Source organism: Ruegeria sp. HKCCA0235A (genome assembly GCF_013033235.1).
Classification (GTDB): domain Bacteria; phylum Pseudomonadota; class Alphaproteobacteria; order Rhodobacterales; family Rhodobacteraceae; genus Ruegeria.
The window spans coordinates 86,493-105,205 of record NZ_WQDQ01000009.1; the positions used below are offsets into that span (position 1 = coordinate 86,493).

Here is an 18,713-nt window from a genome sequence, read left to right on the forward strand (position 1 = left end):
CTTCAGCCCCCCTGCATCGGTGCGACGACCTCGACCCGGTCGCCTTCGGCCAGCTTGTGAGCGACGCGCAGACTTGAGGGCACGAAATCTTCGTTCACGGCGGTGGCCACACGGCCCGAGAAACCGCATTCATCCAACAATTCCGACAGGGTTTCGGCGCGCACCTCGCGCGTCTCACCGTTAAGCACGATCTTCATCGACCATCTCCGAATGTGTGTTGTTCAGCGCCAGATCTGCAACACCCCGCGCCAGCGCCGGTGCCAGCAGATATCCGTGGCGATAAAGCCCGTTGGCATAGATCGTCCGGCCCAAACGCCGGATGCGCGGCAAGTTGTCGGGAAAGGCGGGGCGCAGATCGACGCCTATCTCCAACACTTCGGCTTCGCCAAAAGCCGGGTTCACGGCATAGGCCGCGCTGAGCAATTCCAGCATCGAACGGGCGGTAATGCGGCTGCTGTCCTCGGATTCGATCATGGTCGCACCCAACATATAGACACCGCCGCCGCGCGGAACGATATAAAGCGGCATCCGCGGGTGCAGCAAACGAACCGGGCGCGTCAGTTCCACGTCAGGGCATCGTATGACCAGCATCTCACCCTTCACGCCGCGCAGATCATGCAGGTATTCGCGGGCGTGAAGGCCACGGCAGTCAATTGCTTTTTCCAACTGAGCGGGCGCCAGCTTCCGGTGGAACGCGACACCCTGGCTTTGCAATTGACGACACAGATCTTGCAGCGCCTGACGCGGATCAACATGGGCTTCGCGTTCGAAGAACAGGCCTTGGCCAAACCCTGCCAGATCAGGCTCTAATTCAGATATTTCTGCCCGTTCGACCTTGGTGAACTCTTTTGTCCGACGCGCAAATCGGCGCAGGTCCGGCACATCACGGGCACTTGCGACAACAAGCGTTCCCCGACGGGTCACTTTGGTACGTTGGGCCCACCATTCAATCGCTGACTGCCCAAGGCGCAGCACCGGTTCTTCCGCGTTTTCATATTCGCACCAAGGTGCCAGCATTCCCCCGGCCCACCACGAACACCCATGCGGGCCCGGTGGCCCGCCGGGGTCGAATATCTGCACTTTTGCACCGCGCGACACCAGTTCGCTGGCAACGGCAAGACCGGCAACCCCTGCCCCTATGACAGACCAAAGCGTCACGAGGGCCAAACCCGGTGGAAATGATGCACCGGGCCGTGCCCAGCGCCGACATTCAACTCATCCGCGCGCGCGATGGCCCCTTGCAGATAGTCATGCGCCTGCGCAACCGCGTCCCTCAGGGTCAGCCCCGTGGCCAAACCGGCGGTGATGGATGACGACAGGGTGCATCCTGTTCCATGGGTGTTTTTCGTATCCTGACGCGGGGCCTGAAACTCGGCCATGACACCCGACCGATCGATCAGCAAATCGTGGCAGATTTCACCTGACCCGTGTCCGCCTTTCATCACGACTGCACCCGCACCCAAGGCGCACAATGCCCGGCCCTGTTCAGCCATCTGCTCACGCGTTTCCCCCGCTGGCATGTTCAGCAAGCACGCCGCCTCAGGCAGATTCGGCGTAAGAACCGTCGCCGTTGGCAACAACACATCGCGCAGCGTCCGGACCGCCTCTTGCGCCAACAGAGCGTCGCCGGATTTGGCGATCATGACCGGATCAAGAACCACGGGACCCTCGAAAGCCGCCAGCCCCCTGGCGACCGTATGAATGATCTCAGGTGTGCCAAGCATGCCGATTTTGACGGCCCTGACGTCAAGATCGTTCAGAACCGCGTCGATTTGAGCGGAAATCACATCCAGCGGAATCCCATGCACCGCGGTGACAGCTTGCGTGTTCTGCGCGGTAACGGCGGTAATGACACTTGCGCCAAAAACACCCAGCGCCGACATTGCCTTCAGGTCAGCCTGAATTCCCGCGCCGCCGCCACTGTCGGATCCTGCTATGGTCAGGGCAATTGCCGCCATGTCGTTGCTCCATCTTCTATGGGCAACGGAGTAGAGAAAACGTCTGTGTTCAAGAGACCGTTCCCTACGCCGGAATTGCCCGGATCAGGTTCGATGGGTTAACGCGGTTGCGTCTCTCAGCCCTGTCAAAGGGCACCCCAACGGTTGAGGCGGACAATCTCAGGGTCGAGGGCCGGAATCAAGACTCAATTTTCCAGATATATTGCCACTTTCAGCTTTCTGCTAAGGCCAAAACTGCATGTAAATGACAGAGGCATGCGAGGCTCTGCCTCGCGCTCCGGGATATTTTGGGCCAGATGAAGAACGGGTCACATGCTTCATCTGGCTGCAAATATCCCGGGGGAGTCGCCCGAAGGGCGGCGGGAGCAGAGCCCCCGTTCCTGGTCGTTCAGCCTTTCATACCGTCCCAGAAAGACTTGACAGACGAGAAAAAGCTTTTTGATTCCGGATGGTTGTCTTCACCCAGATCATCAAACTCGCGCAGCAATTCTTTCTGACGGCTGGTCAGGTTGACCGGGGTTTCCACGGCCAGCTCAATGAACATGTCACCCACACCACCGCCGCGCAACGCAGGCATGCCTTTGCCGCGCAGACGCATTTGCCGACCCGACTGACTTCCGGCCGGAATCTGAACGCGGCCGCGACCGCCATCGATGGTCGGAACCTCGATCGATCCGCCCAGCGCCGCCTTGGCCATGCTGACCGGCACGCGGCAGTAGAGGTTCACGCTGTCGCGTTCGAACAGTTTGTGCTCGGCCACTTCGACGAAAATATACAGATCGCCCGGAGGGCCGCCGCGCATTCCCGCCTCACCTTCGCCTGCCAGACGAATTCGCGTACCGGTTTCGACACCGGCAGGAATGTTCACCGACAAAGCGCGGTCTTTTTCGACCCTGCCGGCCCCCTGACAGGATTTACAGGGGTTCTTGATGATCTGACCCAGCCCCGAACAGGTGGGGCAAGTCCGTTCCACCGTAAAGAAGCCCTGTTGTGCCCGCACTTTCCCCATGCCCGAACAGGTGGGGCAGGATGTGGGTTCAACGCCACCTTCAGCCCCGGTACCTTCGCAGGACGAACACGCCACGGCCGTTGGCACGTTGATGGTTTTTTGCAGGCCCGAGTAGGCTTCTTCCAGCGTCACACGCAGGTTGAAGCGCAGGTCCGAGCCGCGCGCGGCGCGACGCCCGCCGCCACTCCTTTGACCACCCATGAAATCGCCGAACAGGTCGTCAAATACATCCGAAAATGCGCTGGAGAAGTCGCCTTGACCGCCAAAGCCGCCACCGGGGCGGCCACCGCCGCCCATGCCGTTTTCAAATGCGGCATGGCCAAAGCGATCGTAAGCTGCCTTCTTTTCGGCATCACGCAGAACGTCGTAAGCCTCGTTGGCTTCCTTGAACTGCGCCTCGGCATCCGGGTTGTCCTTGTTGCGGTCAGGGTGCAGCTCTTTGGCTTTCCTGCGAAAACCCTTCTTGATCTCATCCGACGAAGCGCCCTTGGACACGCCGAGCACTTCGTAATAGTCGCGCTTTGACATTTGTTATTCCTTCGTGCCGCCGGACGCGGTGCTTTCATTGAGCCTGTACACGCCGTTGGTGTTGTTTGCAAAACTGGCCACGTAACCTGCCTTATTCAAGACCTCGTCAAGCCCGTCATCCGAATGCTTGATTTCTATCAGCAGCACTTCGGGCCAAATCTCCCGCGGTGCGTCTTCGAAAAAAGCGCGCAATACGCGGGTTTCCTGACCTTCGATATCCATTTTCATGGCATCAACCTTGGTCAGCCCGGCATCGCGTATCGCGTCCAACAACGGAATCGCCTGAACGCACAGATCGCCCGACTCGGCAACTTTGGCATGACCCCGATCGCCAAGGTTCGCGGATTCGAACCACACCTCACCCGGTTTGTTGGACAAGGCCTTGTCGCAATGGATGACCTCACTGACTTGATTGGCAGCCAGATTGGTACCAAGGCGAGCCTTGTTGACCGGATCCGGTTCAACAACCAGTGTTTTCAGGTTGCGCCCCAACTTCTGCGCAACTGATCTGACCCACAGGGTGTACAGCCCGACATTTTCACCGGCGTCGACAAAGACATAATCGCCAGAGCCCTGCGACATATGGTTGGCCAGCGATTGACGCTCATCCAGATCAAAGAACTGCGAGCCGGTTATGACGCGACGTTCGGCCCAGTTGTCAGATGGGTACAATCGGCATTTCTGTCCGCCAAACACCTCAACATCGTAAGGCTCTCGCTGAGAGGCCATTACTATCCTGCGAATTCCGGACGACATCCATTGACGCGGCATGCCCTCAGACCACCGGCGCAATATTTCCATCCGATGTGAGAGAGCGTAGGTGCCAAAAGAAGGTTTCGGAGACGCGTGCTGCATGGTCAAGACCGTTCCGGCAGGCCCGAACCAGGCCTGCCGGAACCGATTAACGCGTTAGGCGCGCTTGTCGTCGTCGAGGTCTTCGAACTCGGCGTCGACGATGTCATCGTCGCCTGGTGCAGCGTCTGCGGCAGCAGGTTCCTCTTCGCCTTCTTCGGCTTGCGCCTTATAGATGGCTTCGCCCAACTTCATCGCGGCTTCGGTGACGTTCTGGATGCCCGACTTGATCTTGTCGGCATTTTCGGTTTCCAGCTCGTCCTTCAACGCGGCGATCGCCAACTCGATGGCTTCGATCGTGGTCGGGTCGACCTTGTCGGAATGCTCTTCCATCGACTTTTCGGTCGAATGGATGAGGCTTTCCGCCTGGTTCTTCGCCTCGATCAGCTCGCGGCGTTCCTTGTCGGCTTCCGCGTTCTCTTCGGCGTCCTTGACCATCTTTTCGATATCCTCGTCGGACAGTCCGCCCGATGCCTGGATGGTGATCTTCTGTTCTTTGCCAGTGCCTTTGTCTTTGGCCGAAACCGAGACGATGCCGTTGGCGTCGATGTCAAAAGTCACCTCGATCTGAGGCATGCCGCGCGGTGCCGGCGGGATGTCTTCAAGGTTGAACTGACCCAGGATCTTGTTGTCCGCAGCCATTTCACGCTCACCCTGGAACACGCGGATGGTCACGGCGTTCTGGTTGTCCTCGGCGGTCGAGAAGACCTGAGACTTCTTGGTCGGGATCGTGGTGTTGCGGTCGATCAGGCGGGTGAACACGCCACCCAGCGTTTCGATACCCAGCGACAGCGGGGTCACGTCCAGCAGAACCACGTCTTTGACGTCGCCCTGAAGAACACCGGCCTGGATGGCGGCGCCCATGGCAACCACTTCGTCCGGGTTCACGCCCTTGTGCGGCTCTTTGCCGAAGAACTTGGTGACCTCTTCGATCACTTTCGGCATCCGGGTCATACCACCGACCAGAACAACTTCGTCCACGTCAGCAGCCGACAGACCCGCGTCTTTCAGAGCGGCCTGGCAGGGCTTCAGCGACTTCTTGATCAGGTCCGACACCAGCGATTCCAGCTTGGCACGGGTCAGTTTCATGACCATGTGCAGCGGCTGACCGTTGGCGCCCATCGAGATGAAGGGTTGGTTGATCTCGGTCTGCGAGGTCGAGGACAGTTCGATCTTGGCTTTTTCCGCGGCTTCTTTCAGACGCTGCAGGGCCATCTTGTCCTGAGACAGATCGACACCGTGTTCCTTTTTGAACTCATCCGCCAGGTAGTTGACGATGCGCATGTCAAAGTCTTCACCACCCAGGAAGGTGTCACCATTGGTCGATTTGACCTCGAACAGGCCATCGTCGATTTCCAGGATTGTCACGTCGAAAGTACCACCACCAAGGTCATAGACCGCGATGGTTTGGGTTTCTTCCTTGTCCAGACCATAGGCCAGCGCAGCAGCTGTCGGTTCGTTGATGATCCGCAGAACTTCCAGACCGGCGATTTTACCGGCATCTTTGGTGGCCTGACGCTGGGCGTCGTTGAAATATGCCGGAACGGTGATGACCGCCTGGGTGACATCTTCGCCCAGATAGCTCTCGGCGGTTTCCTTCATCTTGCCCAGAATGAAAGCGGAAATCTGGCTGGGGGAGTATTTTTCACCGCGGGCTTCAACCCACGCGTCACCATTGCCGCCATTCACGATGGAATACGGCACCATTTTCTTGTCTTTTTCTACTTCGGCATCATCCACGCGACGACCGATCAGACGTTTGACGCCGAAGATCGTGTTGTCGGGGTTGGTGACCGCCTGACGTTTTGCAGGCTGACCGACCAGTCGCTCATCTTCGGTGAAGGCGACGATCGAAGGCGTGGTCCGCGCCCCTTCGGCGTTTTCGATGACCTTCGGCTGCGAGCCCTCCATAATGGCTACGCAGGAGTTCGTGGTTCCGAGGTCAATCCCGATTACTTTTCCCATTTTTGCAATCCCTTTCTCTTCAAGGCGATGTCCCGAGGGTCGGACCCTTTATGGCATCCCACCCCCGATCTGATGTGCGCGACAGCACTACCATCGCGCGTCCCGGCGTATATAAGGGCGAGGCAAGAGGCCTGCAAGCACCGTAGAGTGCAGGTTTTCGGGAATTTGAGGTCTTTTTTGGCAAGAAATTGGAAAGGTTTGGGGTTTCCGGAATGACGCGGGTGGTCTTGCGAGGGTTCGAAATCAGGAAAGGCTATATTGACCCTGCTGCCCAGGCACGGCTGATCGCGGCCCTTCGACCGATTCTGAAAGCGGCACCCTTGTTTCGACCCGTCACGCCGTCGGGCAAAGAGATGTCGGTGCGCATGACCTCGGCCGGGGATCTGGGGTGGGTGACCGACAAGGCAGGCTATCGCTATCAGGATAAGCACCCGAAAGGCGGGGTCTGGCCTGAAATCCCCCCGGTCATTCTTGATATCTGGCACGATCTGGTCAGCACCGAGCGCGCGCCGGATTGCTGTTTGATCAACTACTACGGGGAAGGCGCCAAAATGGGCCTGCATCAGGACAAGGACGAGGCAGATTTTTCCTGGCCCGTTCTGTCGGTTTCCCTGGGCGATGACGCCTTGTTCCGAATTGGGAACACAACCCGTGGCGGCAAGACCGAGTCGATCTGGCTTGGCTCGGGCGACGTGGTGATCATGGGCGGTCCGGCACGATTGGCCTATCACGGAATCGACCGGATCAGATACGGATCATCCCGACTGTTGCCAAAAGGCGGACGGATCAACTTGACGCTGCGGGTCGCATGTTAGCGGCGCGCGTTCCAGCTTTGCGAAACATGCTGGCGCGTGAAAAACTCAGCCATCAAACCGATCATCAACAAGGCTATCCCGACCCATAGCGCGTATTCCCAACTTGTGTTTCGCGGAAAGTAGTTTCGGAAGATGAAGCCCCGGCACTGGTCGATAATATGAAACAGCGGGTTCCAGGCGAACATCATCAGCAATCCGCCGCCCAGTGTGTTTGCAACGAACATCTTTCCCGAAAACACCATGTTCAGGCGACGGTAGATATTGGTGAGCATTCCCACAGTCGTCGGAAACCATGGTTTCATCGCCATGAACACCAAACCCACCGCGCATCCGGTAAACCAGGCCATTATCAGCATCGCGAAAGCACCGCCGGGATCCTGCACCTCGATCGGGGCGACCGCGACACTGTAGATGAACAGGATCACGAACATGGCCAGCAGTTGCTTGTAAAGAATACCGAGCGCCGCAGACAGGATCGTCACCATCACATTCATCGGCGAATGGAGCATCATCGGATTGTTCGCGGACCCAACCCCTGAAATCGCACCTATCGATTGGATGTGCAGCATGAAGGGAAACACGCCGGACAGAACATACAGCAAAAATTCGCCCCTGATTTTCGGAATTCCGCCCCGGCCCATCAGTGACATGAGCAGGTAGAAAGTGGTTCCCATCACCACAAGCTGCAAGACATTGATCAGGATGGCGACTATTGCATTCGGATGTTGCGAGCGCACCTTTCGCACGGTGGCATGGAACACCAGCTCAGCCGTCGTGAAAGCGCCGCCCAGCAGCGTTTGGTTGCGCTTGAAATAGAACATTCAAAGGGTCTTTTCTGCTTCGTCGCCTCTAAACTGGCATGAATATCTTGCCGTTCCGTAACCGCCGCATCATAAGTCGATCGCGATTTTGGATCAACAAACCACAGGAACGGAGCTTTTTTGTGACCTACGACGCGCTTATTCCCGTCATCCGGCGACTGGCTCTGGAGGCAGGCGACAAGATCATGGAATTCTACGAGGCGGATGATTTCGATGTCAAAGTCAAATCCGACTCCAGCCCTGTGACCGAGGCAGACGAAGCCGCTGACGCATTGATTTCGGCAGGCTTGCGTGCGGCATTCCCGGATATTCTTCTGGTCACCGAAGAACAGGCCGCTTCGCATTCGGAAAAAGGCGATACTTTCCTCATTGTTGATCCGCTGGACGGCACCAAGGAATTCATCAACCGTCGCGGCGACTTTACCGTCAACATCGCGCTTGTCGAAAACGGAGTGCCAACCCGGGGCGTGGTCTATGCCCCGGCGCGGGGTCGTATGTTCTTCACGCTGGCTGATGGCCGCGCGGTCGAGGAAACAGGCGCTTTCGACAAAAACGAGACCGGTCCTTTGACACCCATATCAGTCTCTGAACCGGATAATTCCGGGCTTTTGGTCGTGGCGTCGAAGTCCCACAGGGATCAGGCCACCGAGGACTACATCAACAAATATCACGTGAAGGACAGCAAAAGCGCGGGGTCGTCACTCAAGTTCTGTCTGGTTGCCACGGGCGAGGCGGACATCTATCCGCGCGTCGGGCGCACGATGGAATGGGATACGGCGGCAGGCCATGCGGTACTGGCCGGAGCCGGTGGCCGGATTGTGCGTTTTGACGACCATACTCCGTTGGTTTATGGCAAGGATGGCTATGCAAATCCGTTCTTTATTGCTTACGCTCCGGGCGTTGAGTTGAAGGAAGCCTGATGTCTGTTCTGATTGCCATTCCCGCCCGTTACGCCTCGACCCGCTATCCCGGCAAGCCGCTGGTTCCCCTGACCGGCGCAAAAGGCGACTCCATGACACTGATCGAACGGTCCTGGCGTGCAGCCAGGTCAGTCTCGGGTGTCGACCGTGTTGTTGTCGCGACGGATGATGAGCGCATTCGCGACGTGTCCGAGGGCTTTGGGGCCGAGGTCGTGATGACCTCGGAAACCTGTCAGAACGGCACCGAACGATGCGCCGAGGCGCATGAGGTTCTGGGTGGCGGGTATGAAATCATCGTCAACCTGCAAGGCGACGCTCCGCTGACCCCGCATTGGTTTGTCGAAGATCTGGTTTCCGGCCTGCGCGCGGCCTCGGATGCCGGTGTTGCGACCCCTGTCTTGCGCTGTGACGGAAGTGCGTTGAACAGTCTTCTGAACGACCGCAAGCATGGCCGTGTAGGTGGCACGACGGCAGTGTTCGGACGCGATCACAGTGCGATGTACTTCTCGAAAGAGGTCGTCCCCTTCACGTCCCAGACATACGCTGGCGATGAAGCGACACCCGTGTTTCATCATGTCGGCGTTTACGCCTATCGGCCCGACGCCCTTGCGGCGTATCCGGGCTGGCCAGCCGGGCCTCTGGAACTGCTGGAAGGCCTGGAGCAGCTCAGGTTCATGGAAAACGGGCGCAAGGTTCTGTGCGTCGAGGTCGAGGCAAGGGGCCGTCAGTTCTGGGAGCTGAACAACCCGCAGGACGTGCCCAAGATTGAAGAGATGATGGCAGCCATGGGGCTGGAGTGACGTCTTTTCCCCATGACTCTGACGGCGCCTTTGGCGAAACTGTTCCTCAACCAGCCCCGATGGATATGCCATGAAGACAATTCTTGTCACCGGTGGTGCCGGGTATATCGGCTCACATGCCTGCAAGGCGCTTGCGCAGGCAGGTTATCTTCCTGTGACCTACGACAACCTGATCACGGGTTGGCAGGATGCGGTGCAATTTGGCCCTTTTGAACAGGGCGACCTTTTGGATCGGGACCGCCTGGATGAGGTGTTCGCGAAACACAAACCAGATGCAGTGATGCATTTCGCGGCGCTCAGCCAGGTTGGCGATGCTATGCGTAAGCCCGGCATGTATTGGTCGAACAATGTCACGGGTTCACTGAATCTGATTGAAGCAGCCGTTGCGGCCGGTTGTCTGGATTTCGTATTTTCGTCCACATGTGCCACATATGGTGAGCACGACAATGTGGTTCTTGATGAATCCACGGCACAGTATCCCCTGAACGCCTACGGGGCATCAAAACGCGCGATCGAAGATATCCTCAAGGATTTCGAGGCGGCTCATGGGCTGCGCCATGTCATTTTCCGGTATTTCAACGTTGCGGGTGCAGACCCGGAAGGGGAGGTGGGCGAGTTTCACCGCCCTGAAACCCATCTGATCCCGCTGATGTTGGACGCGATTGACGGCAAGCGGGACGGTCTGACCGTCTTTGGCACGGATTATGATACGCCCGACGGCACCTGTATCCGCGATTATGTACATGTTTGCGATCTGGTTGATGCGCATATTCTGGGGCTGGGCTGGCTGGAACAGGGCAAAGGCAGCCGTGTCTTCAATCTGGGCACCGGGTCCGGGTTTTCCGTTCTAGAGGTGATCGAGCAATCCAGGTCCGTCACCAACCGTCCCGTTCCGTATACAGTGGGCCCTCGTCGGGCAGGAGATTGCACCAAGCTGGTATCCGGTTCTGTGCGGGCTGAAAATGAACTGGGCTGGAAGCCCAAAAGATCCACGTTAGAGACGATGATCGCAGATGCCTGGCGCTGGCACCAGAACGGCCACTACGAAAAATGAGGACCCGGTGACATCCAGCACTGCTTTGACACTTCCCCGGATCGGATGGGCACGGAAGTACAGGTTGCGCTGGAAACGCCGGCGGCTGCTCTGGAGGTCGCTGCGCAGCCGACATCAGTTGACCTGCCAGAAGGATCAGACATCCCGAATCCAGCGGGGTGACATATTGGCCTTTGTCACCTTGCGCAATGAAATCATTCGCCTGCCCTGGTTCTTTCGTCACTATCGCGCCTTGGGCGTCGATCATTTTCTAATCGTCGACAACGGCAGCGACGATGGATCATCCGAGTATCTGCAAGATCAACCGGATGTCTCGGTGTGGAGAACCCATTCCAGCTATCGTGGATCGCGGTTTGGCCTGGACTGGCTGACCTGGTTGCAGATGCGCTATGGCCACCGCCACTGGTGCCTGATGGTGGATGCGGATGAACTGCTGGTCTATGCCCACTGCGACGCCCGGTCCCTGCATGACCTGACAGCCTGGCTGGACCGGCGCGGGAAGATCGGGTTCGGGGCGCTGATGCTGGATCTCTATCCCAAGGGTCCTTTGGGTGATGCGGCTTATGACCCGGACACCGACCCCACAAATCTGCTGTGCTGGTTCGATGCAGGACCGTATCGCGCGCAGCGGCAAAGCCCGATGGGCAATCTGTGGGTGCAGGGTGGCGCGCGGGAACGGATGTTCTTTACGCAAACGCGGCAAAGATCGCCCACGCTGAACAAGATCCCGCTGATGCGCTGGTCGCGGCGCTATGCCTACGTGAACTCATGCCATTCCGCCCTGCCGCGCCGCCTGAACGAAACCTATGATGGACCGGGCGGCGATACCCCGTCAGGCGTGTTGCTGCACACGAAGTTCCTGCCGGACGTTATCGAGAAATCCAACACCGAAAAGCAGCGACGCCAACATTTTCATGATCCGGACCAATTCGGGCCATACTACGATGGGATAATCAACCAGCCGGACATGTGGACCCCACATTCGGTGCGCTACACCGGGTGGAGCCAGCTGGAACAGTTGGGTCTGATGAACGGCGGAGGCTGGGATTGAAAACGAAAACAAGGGCATCAACCGCACGTTTACAGTTTGCGGGTTTTAAAGACGTTGCTTCAGAAGATGCAAAGATGGCATAAACCGGTAATGCCATGTCGTGCCAACGGTCACGGCTGGTTCGGGGAAAGCTCGCGTTTTAAAAAGGTTGGGCAGTCACGTGAGCCTGTTTGAATCCTACAAAATGAGATTGCGGCGCAAGCGCCGTATTCTGCGCTGCCTCAGACGACGCCGCGAGCTCAAGCCAGTCAGCAACAACACACAGGCTATACGGCGTGATGATATCCTGCTGATGAGCGTTGTGCGGAACGAGAAAATTCGCCTGCCCTTCTTTCTTGAATATTATCGCAAACTGGGCATCAACCATTTTCTGTTTGTCGACAACAACAGCGATGATGGCAGTTTTGAATTTTTGAAAGAACAGGCTGACGTTTCGGTCTGGCGGACGACGACCAGCTACAAACGGGCAAGCTATGGCCTGGACTGGTCGAACTATCTGTTGCGCAAATACGCGCACGATCACTGGGTGCTGAGCGTCGATCCGGACGAATTCTTCATCTATCCGTTCTGCGACACCCGTCCAATCCGAGCCTTGACGGACTGGCTGGATGGCAGTGCCGTGCGCAGTTTTGGCACGATGCTGATCGACATGTACCCCGAAGGTCCGGTGGACGCCGACCCCTATGCTGAAGGTCAGAACCCGTTCGAAATCGCGCGCTGGTTCGATCCCGGGAATTACATGATCACCAAGAACCCCGAGTACAAGAACCTTTGGATTCAAGGGGGCCCACGGGCGCGCGTGTTCTTTCAGGACAACCCCTCCAAAGCACCGGCGCTGAACAAGATTCCGCTGGTAAAATGGAACCGGCGCTATGTTTATGTCAGCTCGACCCATTCGCTTTTGCCACGCGGGCTCAACCAGGTTTACGACGAATGGGGCGGCGAAAAAGCCAGCGGGTCACTGCTTCATGCCAAGTTGATCAATACTCTTGGGGAAAAAGCCCGCGAGGAATTGCTGCGTGGCCAGCATTACCGGGGCTCGGGCGAATACAAGGCCTATGCCACTCAGCTTGAGGACAAGCCTGTTTTCTGGTGCGAGTGGTCCGAGGCCTATATCAACTGGCGACAGCTTGAGATCCTGGGCCTCATGTCGAAAGGAAACTGGGCATGAGCGGTCTAGGTATTGTCATGTTGGTTCATACCTCACTGGACCGCGCCGAGCAGGTCGCGCGACACTGGACAGCAGCGGGATGCCCGGTGGTCATCCATGTGGATCGCAAGGTGCCAGACACTGTTTATTCCCGGTTTGTTGCGTCCTGTTCGAACAATCCATCGATCGTGTTTTCTGACCGACATCGGTGCGATTGGGGTGGCTGGGGTATCGTTGCCGCCTCGCAAAGCGCGTCCGAGTTGATGCTGGAGCGTTTCCCCGAAGTTCGGCATGTGTTTCTTGCCTCGGGGGCCTGCCTGCCCTTGCGACCGGTTCAGGAGTTGATCGATTACCTGTCAGACCGGCCGCGTGTCGATTTCATCGAAAGCGCGACGACATCCGATGTCAGCTGGACCATCGGCGGGCTGGATCATGAACGGTTCACCTTGCGGTTTCCGTTTTCGTGGCGCAAGCATCGCAAACTATTCGACACATATGTAAAACTTCAGCGTCTGATAGGGTTTCGCAGGAAAATCCCCGACGGCCTGGTTCCGCATATGGGAAGCCAGTGGTGGTGCCTGACCCGCCAAACGCTGTCGGCAATCCTTCAAGACCCCAGGCGCAAGCTGTATGACAAGTATTTCCGTCATGTCTGGATTCCGGATGAAAGCTATTTCCAGACGCTTGCGCGGTTGTATTCCACGCATATTGAAAGCAGGTCCCTGACCCTATCCAAATTCGATTACCAGGGCCGCCCGCACATCTTTTATGACGATCATCTGCAATTGCTGCGTCGATCGGATTGTTTTGTCGCCCGAAAAATCTGGCCCCGCGCAGAGCGATTGTACCAGGCATTCCTGACAGATCAGGCCGGGGCGATGAAACCGGCGGAACCCAATCCGGGCAAGATCGATCGCGTATTTTCCAAAGCGGTGGAACGGCGAACTCGTGGGCGCGACGGGCTGTATATGCAAAGCCGGTTTCCCCGCCATGGCAGTGAAAACGGTCTGACATCGTCACAATATTCCGTATTCCAAGGCTTTTCGGAATTGTTCGAGGATTTCGAACCTTGGTTGGCCGCAACCACCGGAGCCAGAGTCCACGGGCATCTATTCGGGCCGGAACGCGCCGAATTTTCGCAAGGAGAAGCCATAACAAATGGTGCCCTCAGCGACAGTGCGGCGCTGCGGGACTATAACCCGACCGCCTTTCTGTCGAACCTGATCTGGAATACGCGCGGTGAACGCCAGTGTTTCCAGTTCAGCCCGCGGGACACTCAGGAAATCAACTGGTTTCTGGCGCGGGACAAGAACGCTCAGATTTCGGTCATCACCGGCGCTTGGGCGATCCCATTGTTCCGATCCAATATGAACTTCTCGGAAATCCGGAGTGAAGCGGCGCGCCTGCAACAGATTGAAACCAAGCAGCTGGAGGTGCTGACATCGGTCTGGACCAAGGCGCGGATGCGCAGTTGGACGCTGGCCGACTTCATTGAATCTCCGATGGATGCCTTGCAGGGTATTCTAGAAGAAATCGGCATGCAGCAGACCAGCCATCTGACCGAAGTGCCAACCATGGTCGATCTGTCCGGATTCGGGAAGTTCCTGCAAAACCTCAAGAATCAGGGAATGCACCCATATCTGATGGGTGATTTCCCGGCGGACGATGTGTTCGGTCGCCAGGAAAAGCCATATCGAAAACCGTATCTGGTGCAGTGATTGCCCATGTCAGCCCATTTTGATTACTTCGTGATTCTGGCCGCCATGCGCACAGGTTCGAACCTGCTTGAGGCCAACCTGAACGCGCTGGAAGGGGTCACCTGTCACGGAGAGGCGTTCAATCCGCATTTTGCGGGCAGCCTGAAATCCGATCGTCTGCTTGGCCTTTCGCTGGAAGACCGGGATGCGGACCCCATGAGAATGCTCAAGGCGATCAAATCAGCACCGGGTGACATCAATGGCTTCCGATATTTCGAAGACCATGACCCACGTATCCTGAAACCCATGCTGAACGACCCGCGCTGTGCCAAGATCATTCTGACCCGCAACCCATTGGACAGTTACCTGTCGCTGAAAATAGCACAGAAAACGCAGCAGTGGCTGCTGAAGAATGTGAAACGCCGCGTCGACGCGCAGGTTGACTTCGACGCCGACGAATTTTCGGATTACCTGAACCAGCTGCAAGACCATCAGCTTATGGTGCAACGGCACCTGCAGAAGACAGGCCAAACCGGGTTCTTCATTCACTATGACGACCTGACCGAGCTGGAGGTCATAAACGGGCTGGCTGTATGGCTGGGGGTTGAGGGGCGGCTGACCCGACTGGATGATACCCTGAAACCGCAAAACCCGGCGCCGGCATTGTCGAAGGTCACCAATCCTGATGAAATGAAGCAAGCCCTGTGCGATCAGGATCGGTTCGGATTGCATCGGTCAACAAGCTTTGAGCCGCAGCGCGGCGCGGCTGTACCGCTTTATGTTGCCGCTGCAAGGTCTCCTTTGATGTATTTGCCCATTCGGGGCGGAATAGAGCCTGTTATCGTGCAATGGCTCGCTGATCTGGACGGATGTCAGACCGACAAGCTGATCACGGATCGAAACCGCAAACAGGTCCGCTCATGGAAACAGGGCCATCCCGGACATCGGCAATTCACTGTTCTGCGTCACCCTCTGGCCCGGGCACATACGGCATTTTGCAGTCATATTCTGAATACGGGGCCGGGCAGCTATAAGATGGTGCGGAATTACCTTCGCAACCGGCTCAAGCTGCCGATCCCGGGGCAAGTGCGGGACAACAATTATTCTGTCGAACAACACCGCGAAGCTTTTTCGGGCTTTCTGGACTTTCTACGCCTCAACCTCAACGGGCAGACACCGGTCCGTGTGGACGGCACGTGGTGCAGCCAGTCCAGGACGTTGGAGGGAATCGCATCCTTCACGATGCCCGATCTGATTCTGAGAGAAGAGGATCTGATGACGGCCTTGCCGGATCTGGCGCGTAACATGGGGCATTCAAACCCGCCTAAGCCTGGCTCCTGCGCACCGGATGAACCATACGCTTTGGACCAGATCTACGACGAAAACCTCAAAGCGCTGGCGGTTGAAGCCTATCAGCGCGACTATGAAGCATTCGGATTCAGTGACTGGGCGCCAGGATCGGCCTAAGGGCGCAGGGTTATCAGCGTACCTTTGTTGACCATCGCATAAATTTCTTCGATTTCGTCATTCTTGACTGCGATGCATCCAGCTGTCCAATCCCGCTTCTTTTTTGCGCGTCTCCGCTCAGAACGCAGATTGGGTTCACCGTGGATGAAGATATCCCCACCCGGATCAACGCCCGCAGCCTTGGCTTTGGCGACATCCTGCGAGTTGGGATAAGAAATGCCCAGGGATAGGTGGTACCGGCTTCTGGGGTTGCGACGGTCAATCAGATAGGTGCCCTCGGGCGTTCTGCCGTCACCGCGCTGGTTCTTTGTTCCATTCGGCGCAAACCCCAAATCGACGTCATATTCCCTGAGGATCTTTTCGTTGTGCAACAAGTAAAGTTTGCGCGTGCCCTTGTTGACCACCAAAGAGGTCACCTCGGGTCCGTTATAAGTCAGAAATCTTGGGCCGCTAGAGGCACAAGCCGAAAGGCTCAGCGTTGCCAGCGCGCCTAAACCGAATACTCGACGATCCATGTTTCACTGCCTGCTCTGCTTTTTTTCGATCATTATGCCAAAAATGGGAAAAACTGAAATCACTTTTTGATGTTTGACTGCTCGGCCAGTCGACGTTCGATGCTTTCCAGCCGTTCCAGAACCTCATCGCGATAGGCATCGGTTTTAACCTCATCCTCGGCATGATGGGCATCCTGCATCGAATTGACGATCAGACCCACCAACAGGTTCACCACCGCAAAGGTCGTGACCATGATGAAGGGAACAAAGAAGACCCAGGCATAGGGATAGACCTCCATCACCGGGCGCACGATGCCCATCGACCAGCTTTCCAACGTCATGATCTGGAACAGCGTATAAGCAGACAGGCCCAGATCGCCGAACCAATCCGGGAACGATGCCGAAAACAGCTTGGTCGAGATTACCGCACCGATATAGAACAGAATTGCCATCAGCAGAAACACGCTGGCCATGCCGGGAAGGGCCGAGATGAACCCTTCGACCACGCGACGCAGACGAGGCGCCACGGAAATCACGCGCAACACCCGCAGAATTCGCAGGGCGCGCAGCACCGACAGACCTCCGGCGCTGGGAACCAGGGCAATTCCAACGATCAGGAAATCGAATATGTTCCAGCCATTTGTGAAGAACCTGCGCCCGGTGGCAATCAGTTTCATGGAAATTTCAGCTACAAAGATCGCCAGGCAAAGCCTGTCCAGCGCCACGATCAAGGGGCCGGCCAGTTCCATCAGGGTCGGCGATGTCTCCATCCCCAAAAGAATGGCATTGAAAATGATCACGGCCGTTATGAACCGCCCGAAAACGGGCGCTTCGATAATATTCAGCAAACGCTGTTTGGACCCCATGTGTCAGTTTCCCCGGTAAGATCAAGATGCTGCGTTCAGAACAAACCGCGCAGCAAGTTCCGTGTGTGTTGACCATCGAAATTGGTCAACGACCTGTACCCATTCAAGGGTGTAACCCGCGTTAACCAGCGTTTTCGCATCACGCGCAAAGGTGACGGGATTGCACGAGACATAGGCGATCACCGGGCGTTGCGCCTGTGCAATCTCATCTACCTGAGCTTCGGCACCGGCACGAGGCGGATCCAGAACAATGGCGTCGAAAGATTTCAGCTCGTCCGGCATAAGCGGGCGGCGGAACAGGTCACGGGCCTCGGTCGTTACGCGTTTCAGCCCTTGTGCCCTGCGCCAGCCCTGATCCAGCGCCTCGATCATGGCGGCCTCGCCTTCAACCGCGTGAACTTCGGCGCTTTCCGCCAACGGCAAAGAGAACGTTCCGCTGCCCGCAAACAGGTCAACGATACGTTTCGCGCCCCGTGTAGCCTCGGAAACTGCCTTTAACAGAGCCTTTTCTCCGTCCTTTGTTGCTTGCAAGAAAGCTCCGGGGGGTGGCGTGACTCCGGCTGCTCCAAAGCGCTGAACCGGCGCATGCCGCATGGCAATAACCTCATCATCCCAACTGAGCCGGGCCAGCCCATGTTTCTCGGTCGCCTGCGCCAACGCCAGTTCCAAGGGGCCGTCCAGCGGTTTGCCACCTGTTACGGCCACATCCAGACCAGCTTCGGACAGTGTGAGCGTGACAGCCAGAACGCCCTTGCGGCTTGCGCCCAGGTTGGCCAGCGCCTCGGCCACCGGAATGGCCGCGATCAAGGCCGGGTCAAGCAACCGGCAATCGGGTATCTCGGTGATCGTGTCGGATGCACGACCGTGAAACCCCGCCAACGTGCCCTTTTTCGTGCGCCTTACGGCAATCGTAGCCCGCCGACGTGACTGTTCGGGCGATGTGTGTATCGGGCGCAGTGGAGCTTTGAGATCCTGCGCCATCAGCGCCTTGCGGACGACTTGCAATTTCCAGTCGGTCACAAATGCATCGGATGCGTGCTGCAACTGGCAGCCACCGCACGCTTTGTAGTGGCGGCAAGGCGCTTTGACACGGTGTTCGGACGGTGTCTCGACCCGGATATCGGTCACTTGCTGACCGACAAGGGTGCCGCTGACGATCTCGCCGGGAAGGGTACGAGGGGCGTAAACAGGGCCATCGGCAATACCGTCGCCCTGATGTCCAAGCCGTGTGATTGTGAATTGCTGCGTCATGAGAGGCCTGATAGC

General features: G+C 57.3%; 18 protein-coding genes and 1 riboswitch. Of the genes, 8 read left to right on the plus strand and 10 right to left on the minus strand.

Going from position 1 to position 18,713, the window contains the following annotated elements; translation table 11 throughout:
* Positions 1-2 precede the first annotated feature (2 nt).
* The 6 genes from thiS to dnaK form a co-directional block, all read right to left on the minus strand.
* Positions 3-197 carry a sulfur carrier protein ThiS gene (gene thiS, locus GOW56_RS15845; protein WP_152459571.1) on the minus strand — a complete coding sequence of 65 codons (195 nt, stop codon included), beginning with the start codon at positions 195-197 and terminating at the stop codon, positions 3-5.
* Positions 181-1,158 (minus strand): glycine oxidase ThiO, encoded by a 978-nt coding sequence (gene thiO, locus GOW56_RS15850; protein WP_171171462.1) that lies wholly within the window; start codon positions 1,156-1,158, stop codon positions 181-183. Before thiO ends, thiS begins: the two co-directional genes overlap by 17 nt.
* Positions 1,155-1,958: a bifunctional hydroxymethylpyrimidine kinase/phosphomethylpyrimidine kinase gene (gene thiD / locus GOW56_RS15855; RefSeq protein WP_171206482.1), complete on the minus strand. Its 804-nt coding sequence runs from the start codon at positions 1,956-1,958 to the stop codon at positions 1,155-1,157. The genes thiO and thiD overlap by 4 nt, the downstream gene beginning before the upstream one ends.
* A gap of 44 nt (positions 1,959-2,002) precedes the next feature.
* A riboswitch (TPP riboswitch) is annotated at positions 2,003-2,108 on the minus strand.
* A 238-nt stretch (positions 2,109-2,346) separates the two neighbouring features.
* Positions 2,347-3,495: a molecular chaperone DnaJ gene (dnaJ, locus tag GOW56_RS15860; RefSeq protein ID WP_171116760.1), complete on the minus strand. Its 1,149-nt coding sequence runs from the start codon at positions 3,493-3,495 to the stop codon at positions 2,347-2,349.
* A gap of 3 nt (positions 3,496-3,498) precedes the next feature.
* The gene (locus tag GOW56_RS15865; protein ID WP_171206483.1) at positions 3,499-4,224 is read right to left on the minus strand and encodes an FkbM family methyltransferase; all 726 of its coding nucleotides are present in this window, start codon (positions 4,222-4,224) and stop codon (positions 3,499-3,501) included.
* A gap of 180 nt (positions 4,225-4,404) precedes the next feature.
* The gene (dnaK, locus tag GOW56_RS15870; RefSeq protein ID WP_152459576.1) at positions 4,405-6,312 is read right to left on the minus strand and encodes a molecular chaperone DnaK; all 1,908 of its coding nucleotides are present in this window, start codon (positions 6,310-6,312) and stop codon (positions 4,405-4,407) included.
* A 212-nt stretch (positions 6,313-6,524) separates the two neighbouring features.
* Here dnaK and GOW56_RS15875 point away from each other — a divergent pair, with 212 nt between their 5' ends.
* Positions 6,525-7,127 carry an alpha-ketoglutarate-dependent dioxygenase AlkB gene (locus GOW56_RS15875; protein ID WP_171171469.1) on the plus strand — a complete coding sequence of 201 codons (603 nt, stop codon included), beginning with the start codon at positions 6,525-6,527 and terminating at the stop codon, positions 7,125-7,127.
* On the opposite strand, the gene GOW56_RS15880 is transcribed toward GOW56_RS15875, so the two are convergent.
* Positions 7,124-7,948 (minus strand): ABC transporter permease, encoded by an 825-nt coding sequence (locus GOW56_RS15880; protein WP_152459578.1) that lies wholly within the window; start codon positions 7,946-7,948, stop codon positions 7,124-7,126. The two genes, GOW56_RS15875 and GOW56_RS15880, sit on opposite strands and share 4 nt — an antisense overlap.
* Positions 7,949-8,070: 122 nt before the next feature.
* Here GOW56_RS15880 and cysQ point away from each other — a divergent pair, with 122 nt between their 5' ends.
* From cysQ to GOW56_RS15915, 7 genes are all read left to right on the plus strand, one after another.
* Entirely contained in the window at positions 8,071-8,868 is a 798-nt protein-coding gene (gene cysQ, locus GOW56_RS15885) for a 3'(2'),5'-bisphosphate nucleotidase CysQ (protein ID WP_171171471.1), read from the plus strand.
* Positions 8,868-9,668, plus strand: a complete 801-nt coding sequence (locus GOW56_RS15890; RefSeq protein ID WP_171206484.1) for a manno-octulosonate cytidylyltransferase — start codon at positions 8,868-8,870, stop codon at positions 9,666-9,668. The genes cysQ and GOW56_RS15890 overlap by 1 nt, the downstream gene beginning before the upstream one ends.
* A gap of 70 nt (positions 9,669-9,738) precedes the next feature.
* On the plus strand, positions 9,739-10,722 hold the full coding sequence (gene galE / locus GOW56_RS15895) for a UDP-glucose 4-epimerase GalE (RefSeq protein WP_171206485.1): 984 nt from the start codon (positions 9,739-9,741) through the stop codon (positions 10,720-10,722).
* 7 nt (positions 10,723-10,729) lie between these two features.
* Positions 10,730-11,773, plus strand: coding sequence for a glycosyltransferase family 2 protein (locus tag GOW56_RS15900; RefSeq protein WP_371807915.1), 1,044 nt, complete (start codon positions 10,730-10,732; stop codon positions 11,771-11,773).
* Between the two features lie 184 nt (positions 11,774-11,957).
* Entirely contained in the window at positions 11,958-12,944 is a 987-nt protein-coding gene (locus GOW56_RS15905) for a glycosyltransferase family 2 protein (protein ID WP_152459939.1), read from the plus strand.
* Complete coding sequence (locus GOW56_RS15910; protein WP_171206487.1) at positions 12,941-14,641, plus strand: beta-1,6-N-acetylglucosaminyltransferase; 1,701 nt, start codon at positions 12,941-12,943, stop codon at positions 14,639-14,641. Before GOW56_RS15905 ends, GOW56_RS15910 begins: the two co-directional genes overlap by 4 nt.
* Before the next feature lie 6 nt (positions 14,642-14,647).
* The gene (locus tag GOW56_RS15915) at positions 14,648-16,087 is read left to right on the plus strand and encodes a nodulation protein NodH (protein WP_171206488.1); all 1,440 of its coding nucleotides are present in this window, start codon (positions 14,648-14,650) and stop codon (positions 16,085-16,087) included.
* Here GOW56_RS15915 and GOW56_RS15920 read toward each other — a convergent pair.
* From GOW56_RS15920 to GOW56_RS15930, 3 genes are read right to left on the minus strand one after another with little or no spacing between them, the layout of a single operon-like run.
* Positions 16,084-16,602: a murein L,D-transpeptidase family protein gene (locus tag GOW56_RS15920; protein WP_171116742.1), complete on the minus strand. Its 519-nt coding sequence runs from the start codon at positions 16,600-16,602 to the stop codon at positions 16,084-16,086. The genes GOW56_RS15915 and GOW56_RS15920 overlap by 4 nt on opposite strands.
* Before the next feature lie 59 nt (positions 16,603-16,661).
* Entirely contained in the window at positions 16,662-17,447 is a 786-nt protein-coding gene (locus tag GOW56_RS15925) for an ion transporter (protein ID WP_152459586.1), read from the minus strand.
* A gap of 21 nt (positions 17,448-17,468) precedes the next feature.
* Complete coding sequence (locus GOW56_RS15930; protein ID WP_171206489.1) at positions 17,469-18,698, minus strand: class I SAM-dependent RNA methyltransferase; 1,230 nt, start codon at positions 18,696-18,698, stop codon at positions 17,469-17,471.
* Positions 18,699-18,713: the final 15 nt, after the last annotated feature.

Excerpts from the sequence above, each read along its gene's own strand:
- GOW56_RS15915 (WP_171206488.1), top strand. The coding sequence starts at position 14,648 with ATGTCAGCCCATTTTGATTACTTCGTGATTCTGGCCGCCATGCGCACA.
- galE (WP_171206485.1), top strand. The coding sequence starts at position 9,739 with ATGAAGACAATTCTTGTCACCGGTGGTGCCGGGTATATCGGCTCACAT.
- thiS (WP_152459571.1), bottom strand. The coding sequence starts at position 197 with ATGAAGATCGTGCTTAACGGTGAGACGCGCGAGGTGCGCGCCGAAACC.
- GOW56_RS15880 (WP_152459578.1), bottom strand. The coding sequence starts at position 7,948 with ATGTTCTATTTCAAGCGCAACCAAACGCTGCTGGGCGGCGCTTTCACG.
- dnaJ (WP_171116760.1), bottom strand. The coding sequence starts at position 3,495 with ATGTCAAAGCGCGACTATTACGAAGTGCTCGGCGTGTCCAAGGGCGCT.
- GOW56_RS15865 (WP_171206483.1), bottom strand. The coding sequence starts at position 4,224 with ATGGCCTCTCAGCGAGAGCCTTACGATGTTGAGGTGTTTGGCGGACAG.
- GOW56_RS15930 (WP_171206489.1), bottom strand. The coding sequence starts at position 18,698 with ATGACGCAGCAATTCACAATCACACGGCTTGGACATCAGGGCGACGGT.
- GOW56_RS15890 (WP_171206484.1), top strand. The coding sequence starts at position 8,868 with ATGTCTGTTCTGATTGCCATTCCCGCCCGTTACGCCTCGACCCGCTAT.
- GOW56_RS15875 (WP_171171469.1), top strand. The coding sequence starts at position 6,525 with ATGACGCGGGTGGTCTTGCGAGGGTTCGAAATCAGGAAAGGCTATATT.
- GOW56_RS15905 (WP_152459939.1), top strand. The coding sequence starts at position 11,958 with ATGAGATTGCGGCGCAAGCGCCGTATTCTGCGCTGCCTCAGACGACGC.
- dnaK (WP_152459576.1), bottom strand. The coding sequence starts at position 6,312 with ATGGGAAAAGTAATCGGGATTGACCTCGGAACCACGAACTCCTGCGTA.
- GOW56_RS15910 (WP_171206487.1), top strand. The coding sequence starts at position 12,941 with ATGAGCGGTCTAGGTATTGTCATGTTGGTTCATACCTCACTGGACCGC.
- GOW56_RS15920 (WP_171116742.1), bottom strand. The coding sequence starts at position 16,602 with ATGGATCGTCGAGTATTCGGTTTAGGCGCGCTGGCAACGCTGAGCCTT.
- thiD (WP_171206482.1), bottom strand. The coding sequence starts at position 1,958 with ATGGCGGCAATTGCCCTGACCATAGCAGGATCCGACAGTGGCGGCGGC.
- GOW56_RS15925 (WP_152459586.1), bottom strand. The coding sequence starts at position 17,447 with ATGGGGTCCAAACAGCGTTTGCTGAATATTATCGAAGCGCCCGTTTTC.